This is a genomic window from Nostoc sp. (assembly GCF_054880495.1).
In genome coordinates, this window is record NZ_JBTYKD010000411.1 from 1 (window position 1) to 21412 (window position 21412).

Here is a 21412-nt window from a genome sequence, read left to right on the forward strand (position 1 = left end):
AAACCGGGAATTGCGATCGCCCAAATCAACCCCACTAGGCTCGAACAAGTCCGCCGTCAAATGCCTTCTTTACAACATCGGGTATTTTAGGCGCTCGGGATGAGGGAGATGAGGGAGTAAGAATTTTAGATTTTAGATTTTGGATTTTAGATTGAAATTTAATCCAAAAGACGCTCGGCTATCGTCAATCCAAAATCCAAAATTGAATTGCCCCATGCCTATTACCTGGGAATAAAACAAAAAACCGGGTAACCGCCCGGTTTATGCCAATATAAGAATCCTCAGTCTTTTAGAAGTATAGTAGCACAGTGCTACTATTTATTTGCTGTCAAAATTAAACTTTAGCAGCTGTCTTGGTAACAACGTTGAGTTCACCTTTCGCATACTTAGCAGCAAAATCTTCCAAAGAAACTTGCTTAATCTTGCTTGCATTGCCAGCCGTGCCAAATTGCTGATAGCGTTCAGCACAAACCCTCTGCATATATGTAATAGAAGGCTTGAGGAAGTGACGGGGGTCAAACTCCTCTGGTTTTTTAGCCAAAGCTTCACGTACAGCAGCCGTAATAGCTAAACGGTTATCGGTGTCAATATTTACCTTACGTACACCGCTCTTAATGCCTTTTTGGATTTCTTCTACAGGTACGCCGTAGGTTTCAGGAATTGCACCACCATACTGGTTAATCAGTGCCAGCAAATCTTCAGGTACAGAAGAAGAACCGTGCATTACCAAGTGGGTGTTGGGCAAACGGCGGTGAATTTCTTCAATGCGGCTGATGGCTAAAATTTCGCCAGTCGGTTTGCGGGTAAACTTGTAAGCACCGTGGCTTGTGCCAATGGCAACAGCCAAGGCATCTACTTGGGTTGCTTCTACGAAGTCAACAGCTTCATCAGGGTCAGTTAATAGTTGAGAGTGGTCAAGTGTACCTTCAAAGCCGTGACCATCTTCAGCTTCACCAGCACCAGTTTCTAGAGAACCCAAACAACCGAGTTCACCTTCAACGCTGACACCCAAAGCATGAGCTACATTTACAACTTCGCGGGTAACATTAACGTTGTACTCGAAGCTAGCGGGGGTTTTAGCATCAGCTTCTAAAGAACCATCCATCATCACGCTGGTGAAGTTGTTCTTAATTGCTGAGTAGCAAGTAGCAGGAGCATTCCCATGATCTTGGTGCATGACAATGGGAATGTGAGGATAGGTTTCTACGGCTGCCAAAATCAGGTGGCGGAGAAAGTTTTCTCCAGCATAAGCACGAGCGCCGCGTGAAGCTTGCAAAATTACGGGGCTATCTGTCTCGACAGCAGCTTTCAAGATCGCCTGAATCTGCTCCAAATTGTTAACGTTGAAAGCTGGGATGCCGTAACCGTTTTCAGCTGCGTGATCCAACAGCAGCCGCAGTGGTACAAGCGCCATAGATAGTCCTCCTAATGTGGTTGTTAGCTAGTTGGTATGAGAGAAGCGTTATAATCACGCTAAATCTTAAGAGTTTTTTCAACTTATAGGAAATTATAACTAGTGTCGTGTGTCTATGTTGAAAAACTTTACACCATAGTTACTATAAATATGACCTATACTCGCTCTCAACTGTTGTACTATGCCCCATACTTGCTCTGTATTGCTGTACATTTAGCTACCCTACAACTACTAGTTTTGGTAGCGCACTATCCAAAATGGTGATCTCAAAGCGATCGCTTCAACCTTAAGGCATTAAGTTTTGACAAATCCTCTGAATATTTTACCATCAAGTCGCGATGCCGATAGCGAAGCGTTCGCCCTTGGCGTCTCCCCTTGGGAGACGCCAAGGGCGAACGAGCGTCATAGCCCGTCGTAGACATCGCACTGACTGCAATTATAGCGTTTCTCAGGCTACTGAAGTACACACGAACCTTTTATATCAAAACAAGTAGCTTTAAAAACGTACCTCACTAGATTGAGAAACGCTATAAAAAGAGCATAGGCGTAGCCCATTGTAAACATTGCATAGATACTTAAGAAGGTGCGTTAGCTTTCTTCCTAACGCACTCTAAGAGATCAGCCGATTGTACTGATATTAATCAGTCCTCTAGGAACGGGTAATACGATAGGTAAGTGTGTAGTCCCAGGTAGACCAGCCTATACCGTCTTTTTTGGATATTACCCAGGCTCGCTCTTCACGGGAGGGTCCTGTGGAGGAAATTTCTAATTCGGTAGAACCGAGTAAGTCATCTTTATCAATAGTATGGAGAATGCCTACCCCGGTTGTAGCTGCTTTTAGTACCGTTCCCGCAATAGCTCCTTGTGGGCCTGTTGCTGCTATAGCACCTGAAATAGCCGTACTAATTTTTTGAACTGTGTTACCGTACTTAGCCCAGTCTTTTCCAGCATCTTCGTCGTAAGCTTTTAGTCCGCCTTTGACGCTTTGTCCTTGTGGGATTTCGCCCTCAAATAAAACGGCTTGGTCTGGTTTGAAAGATTTCTTTTGCTTATCATTGATTTTAATCGGAGTTGTCAGAATTGGCTTAGTGATTCCTCCTCCTACCAAACCACCGACGAGATAAAAATCGTCAGCACCGGTCACATCTTCGGTATCTCCGCAATAAACGTCAACTAATTCGACTTTTAGCTTCGCTCATCCGAAAATTTTTTATTCCCCAGAGCGATCGCATTCACAAATTTTCTTGATAGCAATATAGCTAGCCTCGCCTTTTATCCTCAAAGACTTTGCAAGAATTTTTTCCTTTTATATGGGTCGCCCGGGATTCGAACCCGGAACTAATCGGTTAAAAGCCGAGTACTCTACCGTTGAGTTAGCGACCCTTTCGCTGCATTTCGCAACTTTGCCATCATAGCATAAACATCTGTAGATTATGTAAAGCGATTTAGAAAAAATCTGCCGTCAACCCCACAGATGACGTGTAGCTGGCTCCTCGTTCTAACACAGTCAGGTTTTCACCAGTATTGAGAGAGTTACGGGTGGCACTCCACGGTTCTAGACAGTAGAATTCTTTGCCTTTGACTGTCCAAAATACCAGCCAGGTAGAGAAATGATCATAATCCAAAGTGAGTTTTAACTGACGGCTGCGATCGATCGCAGTAGCCGATTGACTCGTTAGCTGTCCAAAGGCAAAATCAATTTCATCACGGTTAAAGTCGAAATTGCCGTCAAAAGAGTGAATTTCCTTAGTTTGATTGTCTTGATACTGCTTAGAGGGAATTTCAAGCTCTAGCTGAGTTTTATCACCACACAGAAAGTAGGGATGGAAACCAGCCGAAAAGGGCATTGGTGTGGATGACAAGTTTTTATACTGCTGGCGGACTTTTAAGGTATTACCTTGAAGTTCGTAGGTGAAAGCCAGCTGAAAATCAAAAGGATAAACTGCCTTAGTTTGCTCGTTGCTATTAAGAACAACAGTCAGACTAGCTTTATCTCCAGTCTTTTGTTCTGTTACTGACCACGGTAATTCACGGGCAAAACCGTGTTGTTTGAGAGTATACTGTTGCCCATTATGAGTATAGGTATTATCTGGCAGATTGCCACAAATAGGAAACAAAATTGGATTCCCACCTCTGACGCTCAAATCAGGATGAGTAAAGCGTTCAGTGTCCAGGTAGAAAATTTCTTGCCCTTGAATGCGCCAACGGGTGATGATACCACCGCGTTCTGGTACGACTTCCAATTGAGAACCAGCGGCTTCGTCAGAAAGAATGTAGGTCTTGTATTGTTGCTGTTGAACTGCAATGCTAAACACAAATTTAGTCCTGGGTATAGGGATAGTTAGGAGTTAGGAGTTATGAATTGTTAACTCCTAACTCCTAACTTTAGTTATTCGTCTTCTGCAAACACGAAACGATATAATTCGCTGGGGTCTGGTTCTGGGCTGCTTTCGGCGAACTTAACGGCCTCATCGATTACATCCTGAATTTTACGGTCAATAGCTTTAATCTCTCCCTCATCCGCCAGATTTTGCTCCAGCAAATAAGCTGCTAACTTCTTAATTGGGTCACGGGCGAACCAAAATTCTTTCTCCGCCTTGCTTCGCATTTCATCAGGATCTGCCAAGGAGTGACCCCGGAAGCGGTAGGTAAGTGCTTCAATTAATGTTGGCCCTTCACCTGCACGGGCACGGGCTACAGCTTCTTGAGCCACGGCTCGTACTGCTAGAACATCCATGCCATCTACTTCCACGCCCACCATGTTAAATACACTGGCTTTTTTATAAATCTCTGGTTGGGAAGTCGCTCGCTCGTGAGACATACCAATGGCCCACTTATTATTTTCGACTACAAACAGAATTGGCAGTTTCCATAGGGCTGCCATATTTAGTGTCTCAAAAAACTGACCATTATTAGCTGCACCGTCGCCAAAAAAGCAAGCTGTCACTTGGTCAGCATTTTTATCTCCTAGCACTTCCCGGCGGTATTTGCTTTGAAAAGCCGCTCCAGCCGCCACAGGAATTCCCTCAGCCACAAAAGCATAGCCACCCAGCAAGCGATGTTTGGCAGAAAACATATGCATGGAACCACCACGCCCTTTGCTGCAACCTGTGGCTTTGCCAAATAATTCTGCCATTACCTCCTTTGCTGGTACACCCGCACTCAGAGCATGAACGTGGTCGCGGTAGGTACTACAAACGAAATCTTCACCCGGTCGCATTGACTGCACAACACCACTGCAAACGGCTTCTTGACCGTTGTACAAATGGACAAAACCAAACATTTTTCCCCTATAGTACATTTCAGCGCACTTGTCTTCAAACAAGCGCCCTAAAACCATGTCCTCATACAACCGTAAGGCTTCTTCCTTAGTAATGTGCGTAGTAGCAGGATTAAATGTGGGTAAAGTACGCTCTTGAACCATTATTTTTGAGTATTCGTGTTGTACAACTTAAAGTTATCGTCATCAAGTACCTACACTTTATACTTCGTATTAGTGTAGGCTTCTGTTTTAAAGACGCTACGCGTAGCGTCTGATTGGCCGTTGCTCTGCCCTTGTGTATTCATTGCTGAATACCCGGAACCAAATCCGGTCTGAGTCTTACACAGCGTCTCTGGTCTTGCGATCTTTATCTTCTCAAGGAAGAACCCGCGCAGCCGTCCACCTTCGGTAGGCAGTTTGATTTTATTCCTACAACACCGCTTGGATTTATTGCTTTTGTCTACCAGCGATCGCCTGTTCCTTAAATAAGTTGGTCTGATAACAACTCAGCTTTTAACAGGCTAGCGTTTGTAAGACTCAACAATCAAACTTTATTTATGCACCAAAAAAGGTCTTAGGGAATACCTAAATTTTTAATTTTTGATTTTTAACTTTTCAGCCCATGCCCCGTGAGAATTTGACGCAAAGAAGGCAATATCTGCCGCTTTGGGTTTTCTCTCTCACTATTCCCTTTCATAGACTAGCAATCAAGATAGACTACTTTCTGCATATCCATTAACAATTTAAAAAAAAGACCCAAATATCTATACCCAAATAGGTAATTGTAATTAAATGTTAATTATGATATGATTCTTTTCTCATGTTATCAGAGTCAACCCCCAATAGTGGTATTTTAGTGACTGCCTACTGGGAAAGTCCCGAAAAAATCAATCATCAATAGATTCTTGCAGCCACAACATTTATGCCGTCACTAAAAGCGGTGGTTGTGGTTTGTGCTATCGAAGGCTGATAATAGTTGTGTTAAACAAAAATACTAAGAATTAAGACAAAAGAGTGAGGCTTTCTAGGCGAAAGTAAAAAATTTGTACTAGAACATGACTCAAAATTTCGTAAAGGTACAAAACAAGTTGTTGCAATATACACTTAGAGAGTAAATTTTACACGGCATTATGGCACGGTTTTACAGTCCTGGAACGCTCTAGGTGAATTATGTTGATCACGGTGCAGGGGAAGTAGGCTGTGCGAATTCCGCTAGATTACTACCGAATTTTAGGACTACCGTTAGCGGCAAGTGATGAACAATTGCTACAGGCATATAGCGATCGCATTGTCCAATTGCCACGACGTGAGTATTCTCAGGCTGCAATTTCTTCTCGTAAACAACTAATAGAAGAAGCTTACGTGGTTTTATCAGATCCAAAACAACGCAGTACTTACGATCAGCTTTATCTTGCCCACGCCTATGATCCTGATAACCTTGCTGCTGCCGCAGTAGCACTGGAAAATCGCACAGAAAGTACCAAAAGGGGTACTGACACCCAGAGTCTGGGCATCGAAATTACCCAAGAGGAATTAGTTGGCGCTTTATTAATTTTGCAAGAGTTGGGTGAATACGAACTTGTACTCAAACTAGGTCGTCCCTATCTGGTAAATAAAAATAGTGCTACAAGTGCAAGAAAAGGCCATAATTTAGCAGACGAAGAAATACATCAAAGTGCTGAACATCCCGATGTTGTTCTCACTGTTGCCTTTGCCTGTCTAGAATTAGGTCGGGAACAGTGGCAGCAAGGCCACTATGAAAATGCTGCCATCTCCCTAGAAACTGGTCAAGAACTGCTAGCCCGCGAAGGGTTGTTCTCTAGTGTACAGGCGGAAATTCAGGCGGATCTTTACAAATTGCGACCATACCGAATTTTGGAGTTGCTGGCACTACCTCAAGAGAAGACTGCCGAACGACGCCAAGGCTTGGAATTATTGCAAAACCTCTTAGAAGATCGTGGTGGGATTGATGGCACGAACAATGATGACTCTGGTTTAAATATAGATGACTTTCTGCGATTTATCCAGCAGTTACGCAACCACTTAACAGTCGCAGAGCAGCATAAGTTATTTGAAGCCCAAAGCAAACGTCCTTCTGCTGTTGCCACTTACTTAGCTGTTTATGCCTTGATAGCACGGGGATTTGCTCAACGTCAACCTGCTTTAATTCGTCAAGCAAGGCAAATGCTCATGCGTCTGGGCAAGCGCCAAGATGTACATTTAGAACAGTCGCTATGTGCGTTACTCTTGGGACAGACTGAAGAAGCAACTCGTGTTTTAGAACTTAGTCAGGAGTACGAAGCTTTAGCTTTTATTCGGGAAAAATCTCAGGACTCTCCAGATTTGTTACCAGGGCTGTGTCTATATACAGAACAGTGGTTGCAACACGAAGTATTTCCACATTTTCGAGATTTAGCAAACCAGCAAGCTTTCCTAAAAGATTACTTTGCTAACCAACAGGTGCAAGCTTATTTAGAAGCACTGCCAACGGATGCAGAAACAACTAATGAATGGGCTATAATTAACCCCCAGTATTTTCCCCAGCCCCAGAGAAATAATCCCCCTTTCCCCAACAATTCAACTAGGAGTTCAGGGAAATTTAATCACAGCAGAACACCTGACTTAGATTTGCCAGAAACACCAACAAGAGAAACACCTGAATATTCAAACTTATCACCACTGAGATGGAATTCATCTGAGAGTGTAAAATCCGAGGTTCCTACTGCCGAACGCATGAGTAGAAGCACTAATCAGCATTTAAACGGTTCAGGTAAGACTGCTCCACCCGGTAATAATCAAAAGCGTAGGCGGAGAAAACCTACTCAATCTGCTAGCCGAGAGCGTGTACCAGATAATCGTCCTCGTCGTCCTCGGCGGCGGCGAACCTTTGCTAACACCATAGAAGGTAAAACACGGCTGGTATGGAGAGTGTTTATTTCTTTGGTGAGTATATTAGTTTTCTGCGTGTTAGCCACAACAACTTTTGGATGGTTAAAAAATCTGTTTTTCCCGACACCATCTATACGTGGTTCAGAGTTATTTATACAAATAAATCAACCACCAATATCTATTCCTGATCCAAACAGTAAACTACAATCACTAGAAGGTCCTTTAACAGATGCAATGGCAGAGGAAGTCATTCGGACTTGGCTATCTACCAAAGCCGAAGCTTTAGGGACGAATCATCAGATTAATAATTTAGATCAGATTTTAACTGGTTCAGCTTTGTCTCAATGGCGGCTGATTGCTCAACAGGATAGGTCAGACAACCGTTACCGCAAGTACGACCATAGCTTGAAGGTGGAATCTGTAGAGAAAATTGATTTATTTGCAGATCGTGGTGCAGTAGAAGCTACGGTGAAGGAAACGATGCAGTTATATGAAAATGGTCAATTTAAAAACTCTTCTAAAGAGAATTTGCGAGTTCGGTATGATTTGATTCGACAACTAGGTAAATGGCGTATTCAGAGTATATCTGTTGTCAACCAGATAAGTTTTAATTTTTAGGCAATGTTTACGACTTCCTCCTGCGCTGAACCGTTACCTTGGAAGGCTTTAACAATTCAGGAATTTGACAAGTCAACAATATAACAAGATAAATCTTGTATAGGTTTGGAAAGCCAACTTCAAAAAATCGTCGTCCGAACGTGATAATTCCAGCTAATTATACGGGAATACTTATAAATGGAAACCTAAATATTTCTCGCAGAGCATTATGTTTGGAAAAATTACAGCAACGTTTCAGAAGTCTAGAGAATTTCTAAAAAAAAGTCTAGAAGAATACATTATGTTTAGTTCAGGAGCTAAACAGTTGACTTTGACAAAAAAAATGGTTTTATTTCTCTGTCAACAAGCCGAATCTAGAGTTGAGCAATTAAAAAGCTTAGAACCACACTCTGAGGAAGGACTTCTTGCGACAATAGAGTACAATAAAATTCAAGTCAAATTACATTTTACTCCTGAGAAAATAACTCTTCATGAAGATTACCTTGAAGGAGAACTTCGCTTATTGAAACCCCCTCAGTTTGAGACTGAATCGATAGTTTACCGTTACCTGATTGCAGGTTGGACAACATTTTTGGGAGGTAAACTTCCCAATGGAACTTTACCAAAAGAGGTTAGAATTGAAAATAATCAGGTTTACTATACTCTTCCTCGAAATCAATTGCAGCTTTTAGATGACCTTTTCTATAGTCTTGAAAATGGTTCTGCTTTGATTACTAACCTTAAACAAGGAGATTTAACTATTGAAACTTCAGTAGTTTTGAGTTGGAATAATTTCAAACTTCAAAATCTGCTTCAACTTCTGAATCTCAAATAGGCTTATAGCAGTTATCGGTTGAGTGAGGTACAAGAACCCCACCCCCAACCCCCTAAGAGCAAGCGAGGAGGGGGCTATGATGTACCTTATGTAATTAGGAAACGCTATACCATTTCTTCAACTTTAAAATAACGCGATGTGCAAAGACAGTTTCAGAAGTGGAGAAGCGGCTAGAGACTGTTTTCAAACTCGAAGATCCCCCCTAACCCGACTTAAAAAAGGGGGGAAGCGGAATCAAAGTCCCCTTTTTAAGGAGGGTTGGGCGATCTTCAAAGACTAGGGTTGTCAATTCAAAGATTCCATGAACTCAATACATTTGTGCATCTGCTGGCGCATGGTTTCCCGATCAGCATGAAACCTTCGCCCATGACCTGGTAGTACCCACTCGAAAGAGTAGTTAGCCAAGTTACGCATTGATTTAGTCTGTTCTGACCAAGAATACCAGCAGGCACCGTGGAATGCAACCAGTTGGTGCAAGCTTTCTGACCAAGCGAGATGGTCGCCAGTGAACAGAAACTTATTTTTATAAACTAGAACAGTTTGTCCTTTGGTGTGACCAGGAACTGGGATAATTAATAAATCTGGAGTCAAAGGAAATGGTTCGGAACCAGTTGGCTGTATTTCCACATTGCGAGTATCGGCAGAAATATCATCAACGTGGAGGATGCGATCGCACTGAAAATGCTCGGCAAACTTTTGATGATCTGCTACATCATCCTTATGAGTTAGATACATATAACGAATTGACCCCAGTTCTTCTAAACGCTTGACTAAAGGCGGCGTATAGCGGGGAGAATCCACCAAAATGTTACCTTCTGGAAGTTGAATTAAATAGCTAGCAGCGCCGTAAGATTTTTCCGAATGATAGCCGCAATGATAAACATTTTCTGCTACTAATATTGGAAACTGTTGTTGAGCAACTTTGATATCTTTTGGTTTCTCAACTGTGCCAATAGAACTAGTAGGACAAGCTAAAAGTGCTTCAAGCGCTGCTAATCTTTGGGCCTGACTCGTTGGTTGATGATAAACCACCGATTGTTCATCAACACGAGAAAACACTTCAGGAGTCATCCAGCGACAGGTATCACAATCAATACAGGTACTATCTACATAAAAATCGCCGTTGACATTTTGCGATCGACGCTGATTTAAATGAGCCATATTAATCCTTTTGCTTCCAGGCGCTTACTGGGGAGCGATAAACTCTATATCACTACGCTAGCAAAAGTAATTTGAGACTGTACACTCCTGAAGGTTAGTAAAGTATAGCAACGGGCGTTTTGGCTTTAGTGTCCAAAGACAAATTTGGTTAAAATTAGGCTGTGATTGAATTAAAGTAGGCGATCGCATCGGTTGGCGTATCAACAATCACTGGAAACAATATTCTGAACTACTGTTTAGTATAAATGCTCCTTGTGGGGCATTTCCTACTTTTTGGGGTGGAGAGGCAAGAAAATTGATGTTTGGTTCTGGGGATATTGAACCGTTGTTTCGCCCTTAGAGTGAATCCACTCCAAATTCCTGCGGACGATGGCGAACCGCCGTGTACGCTTTCATTGGCGGCAATTCTGGTCGTCTTAAAAACCAGTATTCTGAAGCATCAGAACCGTAATTAAACCCCACAATTACCACATACTCTTCCTTGGGCTTATAGGTGTCAATCACATTAAAGAGTTGGACATATTCGATCGATTGTTCTTTCGCCGCTTGCGAGAGGGTCATCATCTTCCAGGGTTCACTTCTTTGCGCCACATAATGAACCTTGCTCCCAATCGCTGATGGACTTTCTGTGATTGAAAAGTCGTTGCCACCAGAATGCTGGATATTCACGACTTTGTGGAGATACAGGTAGCCCCGACCAGAGCGCTGATAGAACTTCCACGCCTGGGCGCTAAACAGGACTTCACATTCATCAATGATGTTTCTTGCGATTTCGACTCTCAGTTCGCGTTCAGGTGTCATGTCAGTTCACCCGTTCAATAGTCAGGCTTCTTGCTCTCATTTATCATGGTAACAGAAGACAAACTGTAAAAATTTGAGAACCATTTACGACACTTTGTTCTGGCAGATTAGCTTCTCCTAGTTCAGCCCATTGTCCGAAGCTTTCCATCCAGAAAGGGCCACCAATCATGCCGAACAGGTTAATAATGTCCTCTATCAGGGATTTTGATGGCTCAAGTTTTGGTGGATACCTCTGCTTTAGTGGCATTTTTTGTTCAATCAGAAAAACATCACCTTGCAGTCAATTTTCAGAGTGTCTGCGATCGCGGGAATTGAAACTCGCTCGACCCCTGGGATGATGTGACCAAACCTTTGTGCCAGCACAATGTGATCAATTTGGTGCCAGAAAACCAGCACACTGCCTGTCAATCCAGCGATGCAGAGTAGAGCGCCACCAATTAAACCGAGCCATGAACTAGGTTTTACGAGCGATCACCCGTTCGATAAAGACCCCGTATGCTTTAAGGTTTTACCAGGAGTTAAGGACAAACTAAAAGCCGTTCCTGATTGGCAAGAACGCCTTAGAGAGTTTGTTGATGAGCTAATTAAAGGTGTAGATGGTTGTCAATAGAAGTCTAGGTTTGTCTACGTTATTGGCGGCTTAGGACAAGCTCAATATGCTGTATTTATCAGTATAAAACTTTAGAAGTAGCAAAACAAGAACGATACCTAGGTTGGGTTACGCCTACGCATCTTTGAGAAACCGGGTTTTTCCCAAACCCGATTTCTTTTGGCTTAAATCCCCAGCTAAGAATTAGCCGATTATGAGATGCAGCTGATTGATCACCGCATTAATTAGATTATGGGTAACGGGAAGACTATCAACTACCATCCCCACACACAACAGCATCATGTAGGAGATGGAATAGAGAAACAACTCTTTAGCGACAGTGCGATCCTCTGGATTTTGCAACAATCGCCAAGATTTGTAGATAAATAATCCTCCCAAAATTAGGGCGATCGCAGCATAAAGAATTCCACTCGCGCCCAAGGGATAAACCAATAACCCGGTTGCAACTACGGTAAGCAGCGTATAGTACCAAATCTGCTTCACGGTTGCCGTATCACCTTCAACCACAGGTAGCATTGGTATCCCAACCTTTGCGTAATCATCCCGAATCATCAGAGCTAAAGCCCAGAAATGGGGTGGTGTCCACAAAAAGACGATAGCAAAAATTAACCACGCTGACCAGCTTAATGTACCTGTGACAGCAGCCCAACCCACTAACGCCGGAATTGCCCCAGCCGCCCCACCAACAACGATATTTTGGGTAGTGTGGCGTTTCAGCCAGTGGGTGTAGACCAAAATGTAAAAGACAATGCCAGAGAAGGCTAATAGGGCGGCTAACAGGTTGGCAAATACTGCTAGGAGTGTAAAAGAAATTGTTGCCAGTGCGATCGCAAAAATTAAAGCATCGCGTGGCTGCACCTTACCCGAAGGTATCGGTCGATGACGCGTCCGCTCCATGTCATAATCAATATCCCGGTCATAGACACAGTTAATCGTCTGGGCGCTTGCAGCCGCCAAGGTGCCACCAGTGAGAGTTACTAGCAACAGCAAGAGGTCTACTTCTCCTTTAGCCGCAATCCACATACTCCCAGCCGTAGTAATCAAAAGTAACGGAATAATCCGCGGCTTTGTTAGCTGGTAGTAACTTTGAATTACCTGTAAAAATGTTTCGTGGTGGCGAGAGACATTAGTCTCAATCATTTTGACTTTGGTTCCTTATTTTTCAACAACTTATATGCAGCCCCCGCTCAAGCTGGCTCTTTCAGTCGAACGAAAACACAGATTTTCTGCACCTGCGTGGCTCGCAATACTCGCCGTTGCGGCTTTCATTATTTAGTGGGGAGTGGGGAAGGTGGGGCCCCCCTCTGGGGATAAGGGGTAATGGGGAAGCAGGGGAAGATTAGGGAGAAGAACCAATGCCCAATGCCCAATGCCCCACTCCCTACTCAGCACTCACTGAGTCACGCAGTGCTAGAACTGTGAAAGCCACCAAAGTACCCAGCAAAGTAGCTCCTATAGCTTGGTGAGAGACGGTGAGAGGCTCGACTTGAAGATGTAATTTGTAAGTGGCGACTCCCAACAAGATTTGTAAGATCAACAACGCACCAGCCATATTTGCCAGTCGTCGCAAAGCTGCATGTAGTGCTGGTGTCCGCCAACAGATAAATACCATCGCCAAGGTTGCCATTGTTGGCGGCACTAAACCAGCAATATGGCTGTACATTACACTACAAAGTTGAGAACCGCCGAGGCATTGGTGTAGCGCCCAACGAGAGCCTACCAAAGCACCGAGCAGACTTTGCAAATAAACCAGAACAGCCGCAGTTAAACCTACCCAAGGTAACTTCCCAACGGTTCCAGTCCCCTTGTAGGGTGTGAGTGCCGTGCCGATAATCAGCAGGGTGGAAAAAAACAACAGTGCCGTTCCTAAGTGGGCGGTAACGATATCAAACCGCAACAGTTGGGTGACGGTGAGTCCCCCCAAAATGCCTTGGAAGACGATTAAAAATAGGGCGAATGTGGATGTCCAAGGTAGCCAAGAGGGTAAGAAACGACGATGCCACCAGGATAAACCGAAGAGTGCGATCGCGCTTACACCAATTAAAGCTGCATCCAATCTGTGAAACCATTCCAAAAACACTTGGAAATTCATTTGCTTGGCTGGCACGAGTTCGCCATAGCATAATGGCCAGTCTGGGCAAGCAAGTCCAGCATTCATGACGCGGGTGGCACTGCCTATTGCCATCAAAATTAAGGTGGCTATGCACATTTTCCACACCAAGCGCCGAATCATTTCCTTGGGCTTTTGCTGCTGAAGCGCCGCTTCATTTTGTTGTTGTAGGACAAATTCGCTCATCAACGATACCTTCTGCCCGCTCTTGGTGGATCTGTTAAAATTTTCAATTTTCTTTTAGCGTTCCATCTTCACCCTAGCGTATAGGCTAAAGGTTTATAGATTGGCACTCACTTATACTTTCAATCACTCCAGCTACGTTTTGCCTGAAGCTTTAAGTATTTTTCAAGATGTCAGAAATCGATTTATGAGAATTAATTTAAGCATCATAAATTTTTTCCTGAAATTTTTTCCCTGATTTACATCTATTTTTGGCGTTATATGATAGTAAACTCATACTCAAGATTAGGAAAATAGCCAAAAAAATTAATAAAAATTTCAGACCTTTCTCCCCCATGCCTTACAGCCTAGACTACCTTAGTAAGTGAGTAGCTTCGAGATAACATAGTAAATTAATTTAAGTAAGCCGTGAAGATTCCAAGTTCAATCTGGACATTACTCATTGGCATCGTGCTAACGCTAGTAAGCTTTTGGTACGGTCAAAATCACGGTCTGTTGCCAGCAGCCGCCACAGATGAAGCCGTCTTGGTGGATGGTCTGTTCAATACGATGATGGTCGTTTCTACAGGTATATTCCTGCTGGTTGAAGGTATTTTAATTTACTCTGCATTTAAATACCGTCGGCGTGCAGGTGACAATGAAGACGGGCCACCAGTTGAGGGCAATATACCTCTAGAAATTCTCTGGACGGCAATCCCAGCAATTATCGTTTTCGGCATTTCAGTTTACAGCTTTGATGTGTACAACGAAATCGGTGGCTTTGATCCCCATGCGATCCATGAAGCACCGATGAGTCAGGAATCGATGAAAATGCCAGGGGCAGCACTCGCAGCAACTTTAAGCGATACTCCTGGCAGCAGCGAACCGAACCTCAATCAAGAAAAATCTGATCAGGCAATGCAAGATCCAGCTACCGCAAAAGTCCGCAATGCTGACCAAATTCCCCAACTGCGGAATGCCCCAGGTGTAGGTAGTGTTGCTCCGACAATTGGGGGCAGCCCTGATCGAACAGGCAATCCAGCAGAATTACGGGTTAACGTCACTGGTCTACAATATGCCTGGATTTTCACTTATCCTGAAACTGGTATAACTACAGGTGAAATGCACGTCCCCATCGGGCGAGAAGTAAAAATCAATATGACAGCCAACGATGTCATTCACGCCTTCTGGGTGCCAGAGTTCCGCTTGAAACAAGATGCGATCCCCGGTAGACAAAGCGAGATTCGCTTCACACCCAAAAAAGCAGGCGATTATGTCCTAATCTGTGCTGAACTTTGTGGCCCCTATCACGGAGCGATGAGAGCGCCAGTAGTCGTTGAGACAGAAGAAGCCTTTGGCAAATGGCAGCAAGAACAGCTAGTTGCCAGCAAAGAAACCCTAAATCAAGCCATTGCTGTTAACCCTGCCGATCTATCCCCAAATGAATTTCTCGCTCATTACACCAAAGAGATGGGAATTCAGCCAGAAATCCTCGATCAAGTTCACCATTAATCAATTGTTATTTAGTCAAAATCCCATGACTAATAACTAATACTTCGGCTTCCCTACTTCGACCCTTCGGCAAAGCTCAGGGCAACGCGTCGCTCAGTACAAGTCAGTACAAGTGACTAATGACTAATACTTCGGTAACGCTCAGTACAAGTGACTAATGACTAATGACACAAACCCAGTTGCAAGAAACTGCCAATATCCCCGCCCTTGTTGATGAACCAGGGAGCAGAAAATGGCAAGATTACTTTGGTTTTCAAACTGACCATAAGGTGATTGGGATTCAATACCTAGTCACTTCGTTTATTTTCTACTGCATTGGTGGCGTAATGGCTGAATTGGTTCGCACAGAACTGCGAACCCCAGAGGTAGATTTTGTCACCCCAGAAGTCTACAATAGTCTGTTCACGCTGCACGCCACGATCATGATTTTCCTTTGGATCGTGCCAACAGGGGCAGGGTTTGCTAACTATCTAATTCCCCTAATGATTGGGGCAAAAGATATGGCATTTCCTCGGCTGAATGCTGTTGCCTTTTGGATGATTCCCCCTGCGGGTGTGTTGCTGATCGCCAGTTTAGCCGTGGGCGATGCACCGGATGCCGGTTGGACTTCCTACCCTCCCCTGAGTTTGGTAACAGGACAAGTGGGCGAAGGCATTTGGATTATGAGTGTCCTGCTGCTGGGTACATCCTCTATTTTGGGGGCGATAAATTTCCTGGTAACATTGATCAAGATGCGTATCCCCAGCATGGACATCCACAAAATGCCCTTGTTCTGTTGGGCGATGTTCGCCACTTCCTCACTGGTTTTGGTATCAACCCCAGTCTTAGCAGCAGGTCTGATTCTACTTTCCTTTGACTTAATTGCCGGGACAACATTTTTTAACCCAACTGGCGGTGGCGACCCAGTAGTATACCAGCACATGTTCTGGTTTTACTCCCATCCAGCCGTTTACATTATGATTTTGCCCTTCTTTGGGGGAATTTCAGAAATTATCCCCATTCATTCCCGCAAGCCGATTTTTGGCTATAAAGCGATCGCTTATTCCTCTCTCGCCATCAGCTTTTTAGGGCTAATTGTCTGGGCGCACCACATGTTTACCAGTGGTGTCCCCGGTTGGTTGCGGATGTTCTTTATGATCACCACCATGATCATTGCCGTACCCACGGGGATTAAAATTTTCAGTTGGTTAGCAACCATGTGGGGTGGAAAAATCCAGCTTAACAGCGCCATGCTATTTGCCATCGGCTTTGTCGGCACCTTTGTGATTGGCGGGATTAGTGGCGTGATGTTGGCAGCAGTGCCTTTTGATATTCACGTTCACGACACTTATTTTGTAGTTGCACACTTGCACTACGTCCTATTTGGCGGTAGCGTTTTAGGGATTTTTGCGGCGATTTACCACTGGTTCCCGAAAATGACGGGACGGATGCTGAACGAATTTTTGGGTAAGGTTCACTTTGCTTTGACTATTGTGGGTTTAAACATGACCTTCTTACCTATGCACAAACTAGGTTTAATGGGCATGAATCGCCGTATCGCTCAATATGACCCTAAATTCACCACATTGAACGAAATCTGCACGTATGGTTCTTATATACTGGCAGTCTCGACATTACCCTTCATTATCAATGCAATTTGGAGTTGGTTGTATGGCGAGAAAGCTGGTAATAATCCTTGGAGGGCGCTTACCTTAGAGTGGATGACAACCTCACCGCCTGCGATCGAGAATTTTGATCAAACCCCAGTACTGGCTACTGGTCCCTACGACTACGGTTTGGAAAGGGCTAAAGAAGGTGTACCTTTGTATGATCCCAATCCACTCTTATCTGGTGGTCCAAACTCAGTCTTAAGAGCAGAACCCGACCCAGAGGTTGCCGCCAATCCCGAAGACCGGAAATAGACAGGGTATGGGACATGGGGCATGGGGCATTGCTCAATAATTAATAGTTCTTCTTCCTAATCTCCCTCATCTCCCCCACTCCCTCACTCCCTTATCTCCCCACTCCCCACTCCCCAATTTATCCTTTAAAAATTCATGCAAAGTCAAACTATTGACCCAGCTAAAACCGAACTGAATCATCACCACGCAGAGTCAGCAGCAGTTGGTAATCATGAAGAACATCCAGACCATCGCCTGTTTGGGCTGTTTGTCTTTCTGATTGCTGAAGGGATGATTTTTATGGGACTGTTCGGAGCCTACTTAGCTTTCCGTGCTACCTTACCCGTATGGCCGCCAGCCGGTACTCCAGAATTAGAATTATTGCTACCGGGAATCAACACCATCAATCTAATTTCTAGTAGTTTTGTCATGCATAATGCTGACGCTGCGATTAAGAAGAACGATACGCGGGGTGCGCGAATCTGGTTAGCAATTACTGCTGCAATGGGTGCTACTTTCTTGATCGGTCAAGTATATGAATATACCCATTTAGAATTTGGTTTAACTACCAATTTATTTGCTAGTTCATTTTACGTTTTGACTGGTTTCCACGGATTGCACGTTACCATCGGCGTTTTGGCGATTGTTGCCGTGTTATGGCGATCGCGCGTCCCGGGTCATTACAGTAGCGAAAAGCACTTTGGCATTGAAGCAGCCGAAATCTACTGGCACTTCGTTGACGTGATTTGGATTATTTTATTCGGATTACTGTATCTACTGTAAGTATTAATTATTAGTTGTTGACTCCACGCAAACAACTTAATCGGCCCCCACTAGGGGGCTTTTTTAATTAAAATCCTGTCGTTGCAGCTCACTGCCCTGATGTCACATTATTTCATCTATCGGCTGGCAGCAAAACCTAAATTAACGTGAGTTCGACGGCTCATCTGCTCGTTAAATATCTGGGAAGCCATTGACAATTAACACCTATTTGCCTCAAGAACTTAACTGTTCTTTTTTAGTTTTGTCGAACTTACGTTGATAAGCTGAAAAACATCTAATTTGCATAACCGAATTAAACATAACTCTTGTAGGGTGGGCATCTTGCCCGCCCTAATTATGCAAGTTGAATATGGAACAACTTATTACTAATCGCGATCGCAGTTAGTCATGATTAAAATCTGGTAACAAAATTGTGGCGCACACTGGAAGCATATTTGTGCCTTTAAATTCCCCTGTTTAAGGTTTTGTCAGTAATCAGACTCAACACTGAAAAGAAATAAACCTCCTGACTCCTAAATGTTGTCTTCTGCCCACAGTTGTAAACAGTGGGGAATAGTGGTACATTTACTGAAGTGATCAAACTACAGAACTATTGCAGAAATAAATTTTAGATTAAAATACCTATAAAAGTATTAAATAAACGACTGAAGCGGTTAACGATAAAACTACTTTAACGCTAGGTTGCCTGAAAAGGTGACTGCCTCAAATACCAAGAACTCTAGCAGCAGGTGTTTAATAACCTCACCTTAGCTGTGAACGGTCAGCAAATTAACAAGTAGTAGATACCAGATGAGCCAAAACCCTCTAGTCAGAAAAACATTCCGAGGTCGCTTTGAGACTGTCAAACTGGTGAAAAGCGGAGGATATGGTAATACTTACTTGTTAGCAAATGCTAGAAGTAAAAAATATCAATCCTCGATCGCCATAAAAATACTTCGGAATCGCTTTGAAATTATCAAACACTTAGGAAGCGGAGGATCTGGTGATACCTACTTAGCCGTAGACCGGGATTTACCAGGACAACCCCATTGTGTCGTCAAACATTTGCAGCCAAAAGATCCCAATCCTGCGGTTGTAGCGATCGCTAAAAGGCTATTTGATCGAGAAGCGGAAGTTTTATATCAGCTAGGCAACGAGCACGATCAAATCCCTAGACTCTTTGCCCATTTTAATGAAGATGGGGATTTCTATTTAGTCCAGCAATTTATTGACGGTCATGCCTTGACTCAAGAAATTGTACCAGGTCAGCGTCTTAGCGAGAATGCAGTTTTAAATTTATTAAGAGAGATCCTGGAAGTGCTGGCCTTCGTCCACCAACATAATATTATTCACCGAGATATTAAGCCCCAAAATTTAATGCGGCGGCACACGGATCAGAAGATTGTGCTAATTGACTTTGGGAGTATTAAGAAAATTAGTGCTTTGGGAGCAGGCTTAACAATTGCTGTTGGGACTCCTGGCTATATGCCAAGCGAACAGGCTAAGGGAAAGCCAAAACTTTGCAGCGATATTTATGCAGTCGGGATGATTGGTATTCAAGCTTTGACAGGTTTAATACCTGAGGAACTACAAGAAGATCCCAATACTGGAGAAGTTATCTGGCGCGATAAAGCACAGGTAAGTGGCGCTCTTGCAAATGTTTTAGACACAATGGTTTGCGATCGCTATAACCAGCGTTATCAATCTGCCACAGAAGCTTTGCAAGCGCTTAATTCTGATCTGGTGTTGTCACAGTCCTCACAATCTGCTGACATCAACCAAAATAGTGATGATAGCTATTTGCTAACTTATAAAAACTTTCTTTTGCTGCTGGGAATAGGGCTTGGTGGGATCACTAGTTTGATAGTAATAGTTTTAATCTATATATTTATTAATACAAATACATCGCATCCAAACCAACCTACTCAATTAAATAATTTTATAGAAAAATTGATGGGTAGACAGTTGACTAATGTTAATCTGAATAGCCTAGTAGCCAAATCAGCAGCTAACAGAGGAGTCTATAAAAGTAATTCCCCCATTACAAAAACTACCAAAAAGCAAATTGAATCTCAACATTAGAAACAATTAATCATCTACCAGCAATCATCTAACTGGCCTATTCCAGATTTGCTTTCAACCTAAATATTTAGAGATTCCTGTAGTATAAACACAATAAACAAGATTTCAGGATATGGACAATACAAATCCCAAAAAATCTTTAGTTAATACGGAAATCGGCCTCTTTCTCAGAGGTTTGATTATTGGTAAAGTGCTGACACTTATGGTTATTGGCGGACTGCTTTGGTGGTTACTGAAGCCCAATTTATTGTCCCGTAGCAGCGTTAATTCTTCCGCTAATCAAAGTTCCAACATCGGTACTAGTACATCAACTTTTCAGACAGTTGCTGATGTCCCCACTGACTCATTCAACTACGGAGGCAGTACAGCTTGGGCATCTATCCGGCAATTGGTAGATTCTCAAATCCAGAGCGATCGCCCTGAACTACAATTACATTACCTAGACCCGGTGAATCGTAGCCCTGGTTCTAGCTCAGGCATTCGGATGTTGCTTGATGGCAAATTAGACTTTGCCCAGTCCTCGCGTTCCCTCACAGATCAAGAACAAGCGATCGCCAAAGAGCGAGGCTTCACGCTTGAGCAACGTCAGGTGGGCATGGATGGAATAGCAGTGGTAGTCAACCCATCGCTCAATGTGTCAGGTTTAACCGTTGAACAATTGCAGCAAATTTATTTGGGGCAAATTACTAACTGGAATCAGGTAGGTGGGCCAAACCTACCCATCACACCTTTATCTCAACGACCAGAGGACGCAGATACAGTTATATTTCCGAGCAACAGCGACTTCAAGGGGCAAGCATTTGGCTCTAGTGTGCAGTATGTCTACTCTACTACAGACGCAGTGCGCCAACTCACTAAAACCCCTGGTGGTGTGTATTACGCTTCTGCCCGTTCAGTAGTATTTCAATGTAGTGTGAAGGCTTTGCCATTGGGTCGCACTTCTGGTCAGCTAATTCCCCCCTATCGGGAACCGATGGTATCGCCTGAGCAATGCCCACGTCAGCGCAACCAGCTAAATACTCAGGCGCTCAAAAATGGCAGCTATCCGATGATTGCTAATTTATTTGTGGTTATTAAGCAAAATAAAGGTCGCGAACAGCAGATTGGCGATGCCTACGCCAAACTTTTATTAACTGATCAGGGGCAAAAAGCAATTCAACAAGCTGGTTTTGTTGGGGTTCGCTAGTAGATTTAGAGGACAATTAAGGAACGTAGATTAAAAAAAATAGAAAACTTCATTCTGTCTGTCTCTAGCTTCCCTCTCCTTTATAAGGAGAGGGATTGAGGGTGAGGTAAGCCAGGGACATAAATTTTCTGTTATTTAATTCTTATTAG

The 21412-nt window shown here is 43.5% G+C and carries 19 protein-coding genes, 1 tRNA gene and 2 pseudogenes; 10 read left to right on the top strand and 12 right to left on the bottom strand.

Going from position 1 to position 21412, the window contains the following annotated elements; translation table 11 throughout:
* A pseudogene (locus tag ACYTXL_RS34270) lies at positions 1–90 on the top strand (carbon-nitrogen hydrolase family protein); the annotation flags it as partial.
* 244 nt (positions 91–334) lie between these two features.
* Here ACYTXL_RS34270 and fba read toward each other — a convergent pair.
* The 6 genes from fba to pdhA form a co-directional block, all read right to left on the bottom strand.
* Complete coding sequence (gene fba, locus ACYTXL_RS34275; RefSeq protein ID WP_461928473.1) at positions 335–1414, bottom strand: class II fructose-bisphosphate aldolase; 1080 nt, start codon at positions 1412–1414, stop codon at positions 335–337.
* A gap of 266 nt (positions 1415–1680) precedes the next feature.
* The gene (locus ACYTXL_RS34280; protein WP_461928474.1) at positions 1681–1836 is read right to left on the bottom strand and encodes a hypothetical protein; all 156 of its coding nucleotides are present in this window, start codon (positions 1834–1836) and stop codon (positions 1681–1683) included.
* Between the two features lie 227 nt (positions 1837–2063).
* The gene (locus ACYTXL_RS34285) at positions 2064–2558 is read right to left on the bottom strand and encodes a hypothetical protein (protein ID WP_461928475.1); all 495 of its coding nucleotides are present in this window, start codon (positions 2556–2558) and stop codon (positions 2064–2066) included.
* A 167-nt stretch (positions 2559–2725) separates the two neighbouring features.
* A tRNA-Lys gene (locus tag ACYTXL_RS34290) sits at positions 2726–2797 on the bottom strand.
* A 62-nt stretch (positions 2798–2859) separates the two neighbouring features.
* On the bottom strand, positions 2860–3729 hold the full coding sequence (locus tag ACYTXL_RS34295) for an aldose epimerase family protein (RefSeq protein WP_461928476.1): 870 nt from the start codon (positions 3727–3729) through the stop codon (positions 2860–2862).
* A 74-nt stretch (positions 3730–3803) separates the two neighbouring features.
* The gene (gene pdhA, locus ACYTXL_RS34300; RefSeq protein WP_461928477.1) at positions 3804–4838 is read right to left on the bottom strand and encodes a pyruvate dehydrogenase (acetyl-transferring) E1 component subunit alpha; all 1035 of its coding nucleotides are present in this window, start codon (positions 4836–4838) and stop codon (positions 3804–3806) included.
* 1038 nt (positions 4839–5876) lie between these two features.
* On the opposite strand from pdhA, the gene ACYTXL_RS34305 reads away from it, so the two are divergent.
* Positions 5877–8183, top strand: coding sequence for an IMS domain-containing protein (locus ACYTXL_RS34305; protein ID WP_461928478.1), 2307 nt, complete (start codon positions 5877–5879; stop codon positions 8181–8183).
* Positions 8184–8391: 208 nt separating this feature from the next.
* Positions 8392–8997, top strand: coding sequence for a hypothetical protein (locus ACYTXL_RS34310; RefSeq protein WP_461928479.1), 606 nt, complete (start codon positions 8392–8394; stop codon positions 8995–8997).
* A gap of 285 nt (positions 8998–9282) precedes the next feature.
* On the opposite strand, the gene ACYTXL_RS34315 is transcribed toward ACYTXL_RS34310, so the two are convergent.
* The gene (locus tag ACYTXL_RS34315; RefSeq protein ID WP_461928480.1) at positions 9283–10158 is read right to left on the bottom strand and encodes an MBL fold metallo-hydrolase; all 876 of its coding nucleotides are present in this window, start codon (positions 10156–10158) and stop codon (positions 9283–9285) included.
* 109 nt (positions 10159–10267) lie between these two features.
* Between ACYTXL_RS34315 and ACYTXL_RS34320 the strand changes: the two are divergent.
* Positions 10268–10498 (top strand): annotated as a pseudogene (locus tag ACYTXL_RS34320) (GUN4 domain-containing protein); the annotation flags it as partial.
* On the opposite strand, the gene ACYTXL_RS34325 reads toward ACYTXL_RS34320, so the two are convergent.
* Genes ACYTXL_RS34325 through ACYTXL_RS34335 form a run of 3 tightly spaced genes read right to left on the bottom strand, consistent with a single transcriptional unit; the run spans position 10495 to position 11367 of the window.
* On the bottom strand, positions 10495–10959 hold the full coding sequence (locus ACYTXL_RS34325; RefSeq protein WP_461928481.1) for a hypothetical protein: 465 nt from the start codon (positions 10957–10959) through the stop codon (positions 10495–10497). The pseudogene ACYTXL_RS34320 and the gene ACYTXL_RS34325 overlap by 4 nt on opposite strands.
* 43 nt (positions 10960–11002) lie before the next feature.
* Positions 11003–11206, bottom strand: coding sequence for a hypothetical protein (locus ACYTXL_RS34330; RefSeq protein WP_461928482.1), 204 nt, complete (start codon positions 11204–11206; stop codon positions 11003–11005).
* 11 nt (positions 11207–11217) lie between these two features.
* A complete protein-coding gene (locus ACYTXL_RS34335) occupies positions 11218–11367 on the bottom strand; it encodes a hypothetical protein (protein ID WP_461928483.1) in 150 nt (49 codons plus the stop codon).
* A gap of 7 nt (positions 11368–11374) precedes the next feature.
* On the opposite strand from ACYTXL_RS34335, the gene ACYTXL_RS34340 reads away from it, so the two are divergent.
* Positions 11375–11569: a hypothetical protein gene (locus ACYTXL_RS34340; protein WP_461928484.1), complete on the top strand. Its 195-nt coding sequence runs from the start codon at positions 11375–11377 to the stop codon at positions 11567–11569.
* A 183-nt stretch (positions 11570–11752) separates the two neighbouring features.
* On the opposite strand, the gene ACYTXL_RS34345 is transcribed toward ACYTXL_RS34340, so the two are convergent.
* Positions 11753–12709 carry a heme o synthase gene (locus tag ACYTXL_RS34345; protein ID WP_461928485.1) on the bottom strand — a complete coding sequence of 319 codons (957 nt, stop codon included), beginning with the start codon at positions 12707–12709 and terminating at the stop codon, positions 11753–11755.
* Positions 12710–12950: 241 nt separating this feature from the next.
* Positions 12951–13865 (bottom strand): COX15/CtaA family protein, encoded by a 915-nt coding sequence (locus ACYTXL_RS34350; RefSeq protein ID WP_461928486.1) that lies wholly within the window; start codon positions 13863–13865, stop codon positions 12951–12953.
* Positions 13866–14270: 405 nt separating this feature from the next.
* Between ACYTXL_RS34350 and ACYTXL_RS34355 the strand changes: the two genes are divergently transcribed.
* The 5 genes from ACYTXL_RS34355 to ACYTXL_RS34375 all read left to right on the top strand — a co-directional run bounded on the left by ACYTXL_RS34355 (position 14271) and on the right by ACYTXL_RS34375 (position 21263).
* Positions 14271–15353 carry a cytochrome c oxidase subunit II gene (locus ACYTXL_RS34355; RefSeq protein ID WP_461928487.1) on the top strand — a complete coding sequence of 361 codons (1083 nt, stop codon included), beginning with the start codon at positions 14271–14273 and terminating at the stop codon, positions 15351–15353.
* A 164-nt stretch (positions 15354–15517) separates the two neighbouring features.
* A complete protein-coding gene (gene ctaD / locus ACYTXL_RS34360; protein WP_461928488.1) occupies positions 15518–17254 on the top strand; it encodes a cytochrome c oxidase subunit I in 1737 nt (578 codons plus the stop codon).
* A gap of 135 nt (positions 17255–17389) precedes the next feature.
* The gene (locus tag ACYTXL_RS34365; RefSeq protein WP_461928489.1) at positions 17390–18016 is read left to right on the top strand and encodes a cytochrome c oxidase subunit 3; all 627 of its coding nucleotides are present in this window, start codon (positions 17390–17392) and stop codon (positions 18014–18016) included.
* Positions 18017–18805: 789 nt separating this feature from the next.
* Positions 18806–20077: a protein kinase domain-containing protein gene (locus ACYTXL_RS34370; protein ID WP_461928490.1), complete on the top strand. Its 1272-nt coding sequence runs from the start codon at positions 18806–18808 to the stop codon at positions 20075–20077.
* Between the two features lie 112 nt (positions 20078–20189).
* Positions 20190–21263: a PstS family phosphate ABC transporter substrate-binding protein gene (locus ACYTXL_RS34375; RefSeq protein ID WP_461928491.1), complete on the top strand. Its 1074-nt coding sequence runs from the start codon at positions 20190–20192 to the stop codon at positions 21261–21263.
* Positions 21264–21412 lie beyond the last annotated feature (149 nt).

Coding starts and splice junctions, on each gene's coding strand:
- fba (WP_461928473.1), bottom strand. CDS start 1,414: ATGGCGCTTGTACCACTGCGGCTGCTGTTGGATCACGCAGCTGAAAAC.
- ACYTXL_RS34280 (WP_461928474.1), bottom strand. CDS start 1,836: ATGTCTACGACGGGCTATGACGCTCGTTCGCCCTTGGCGTCTCCCAAG.
- pdhA (WP_461928477.1), bottom strand. CDS start 4,838: ATGGTTCAAGAGCGTACTTTACCCACATTTAATCCTGCTACTACGCAC.
- ACYTXL_RS34310 (WP_461928479.1), top strand. CDS start 8,392: ATGTTTGGAAAAATTACAGCAACGTTTCAGAAGTCTAGAGAATTTCTA.
- ACYTXL_RS34315 (WP_461928480.1), bottom strand. CDS start 10,158: ATGGCTCATTTAAATCAGCGTCGATCGCAAAATGTCAACGGCGATTTT.
- ACYTXL_RS34325 (WP_461928481.1), bottom strand. CDS start 10,959: ATGACACCTGAACGCGAACTGAGAGTCGAAATCGCAAGAAACATCATT.
- ACYTXL_RS34330 (WP_461928482.1), bottom strand. CDS start 11,206: ATGCCACTAAAGCAGAGGTATCCACCAAAACTTGAGCCATCAAAATCC.
- ACYTXL_RS34340 (WP_461928484.1), top strand. CDS start 11,375: ATGCAGAGTAGAGCGCCACCAATTAAACCGAGCCATGAACTAGGTTTT.
- ACYTXL_RS34345 (WP_461928485.1), bottom strand. CDS start 12,709: ATGATTGAGACTAATGTCTCTCGCCACCACGAAACATTTTTACAGGTA.
- ACYTXL_RS34350 (WP_461928486.1), bottom strand. CDS start 13,865: ATGAGCGAATTTGTCCTACAACAACAAAATGAAGCGGCGCTTCAGCAG.
- ctaD (WP_461928488.1), top strand. CDS start 15,518: ATGACACAAACCCAGTTGCAAGAAACTGCCAATATCCCCGCCCTTGTT.
- ACYTXL_RS34365 (WP_461928489.1), top strand. CDS start 17,390: ATGCAAAGTCAAACTATTGACCCAGCTAAAACCGAACTGAATCATCAC.
- ACYTXL_RS34370 (WP_461928490.1), top strand. CDS start 18,806: ATGAGCCAAAACCCTCTAGTCAGAAAAACATTCCGAGGTCGCTTTGAG.
- ACYTXL_RS34375 (WP_461928491.1), top strand. CDS start 20,190: ATGGACAATACAAATCCCAAAAAATCTTTAGTTAATACGGAAATCGGC.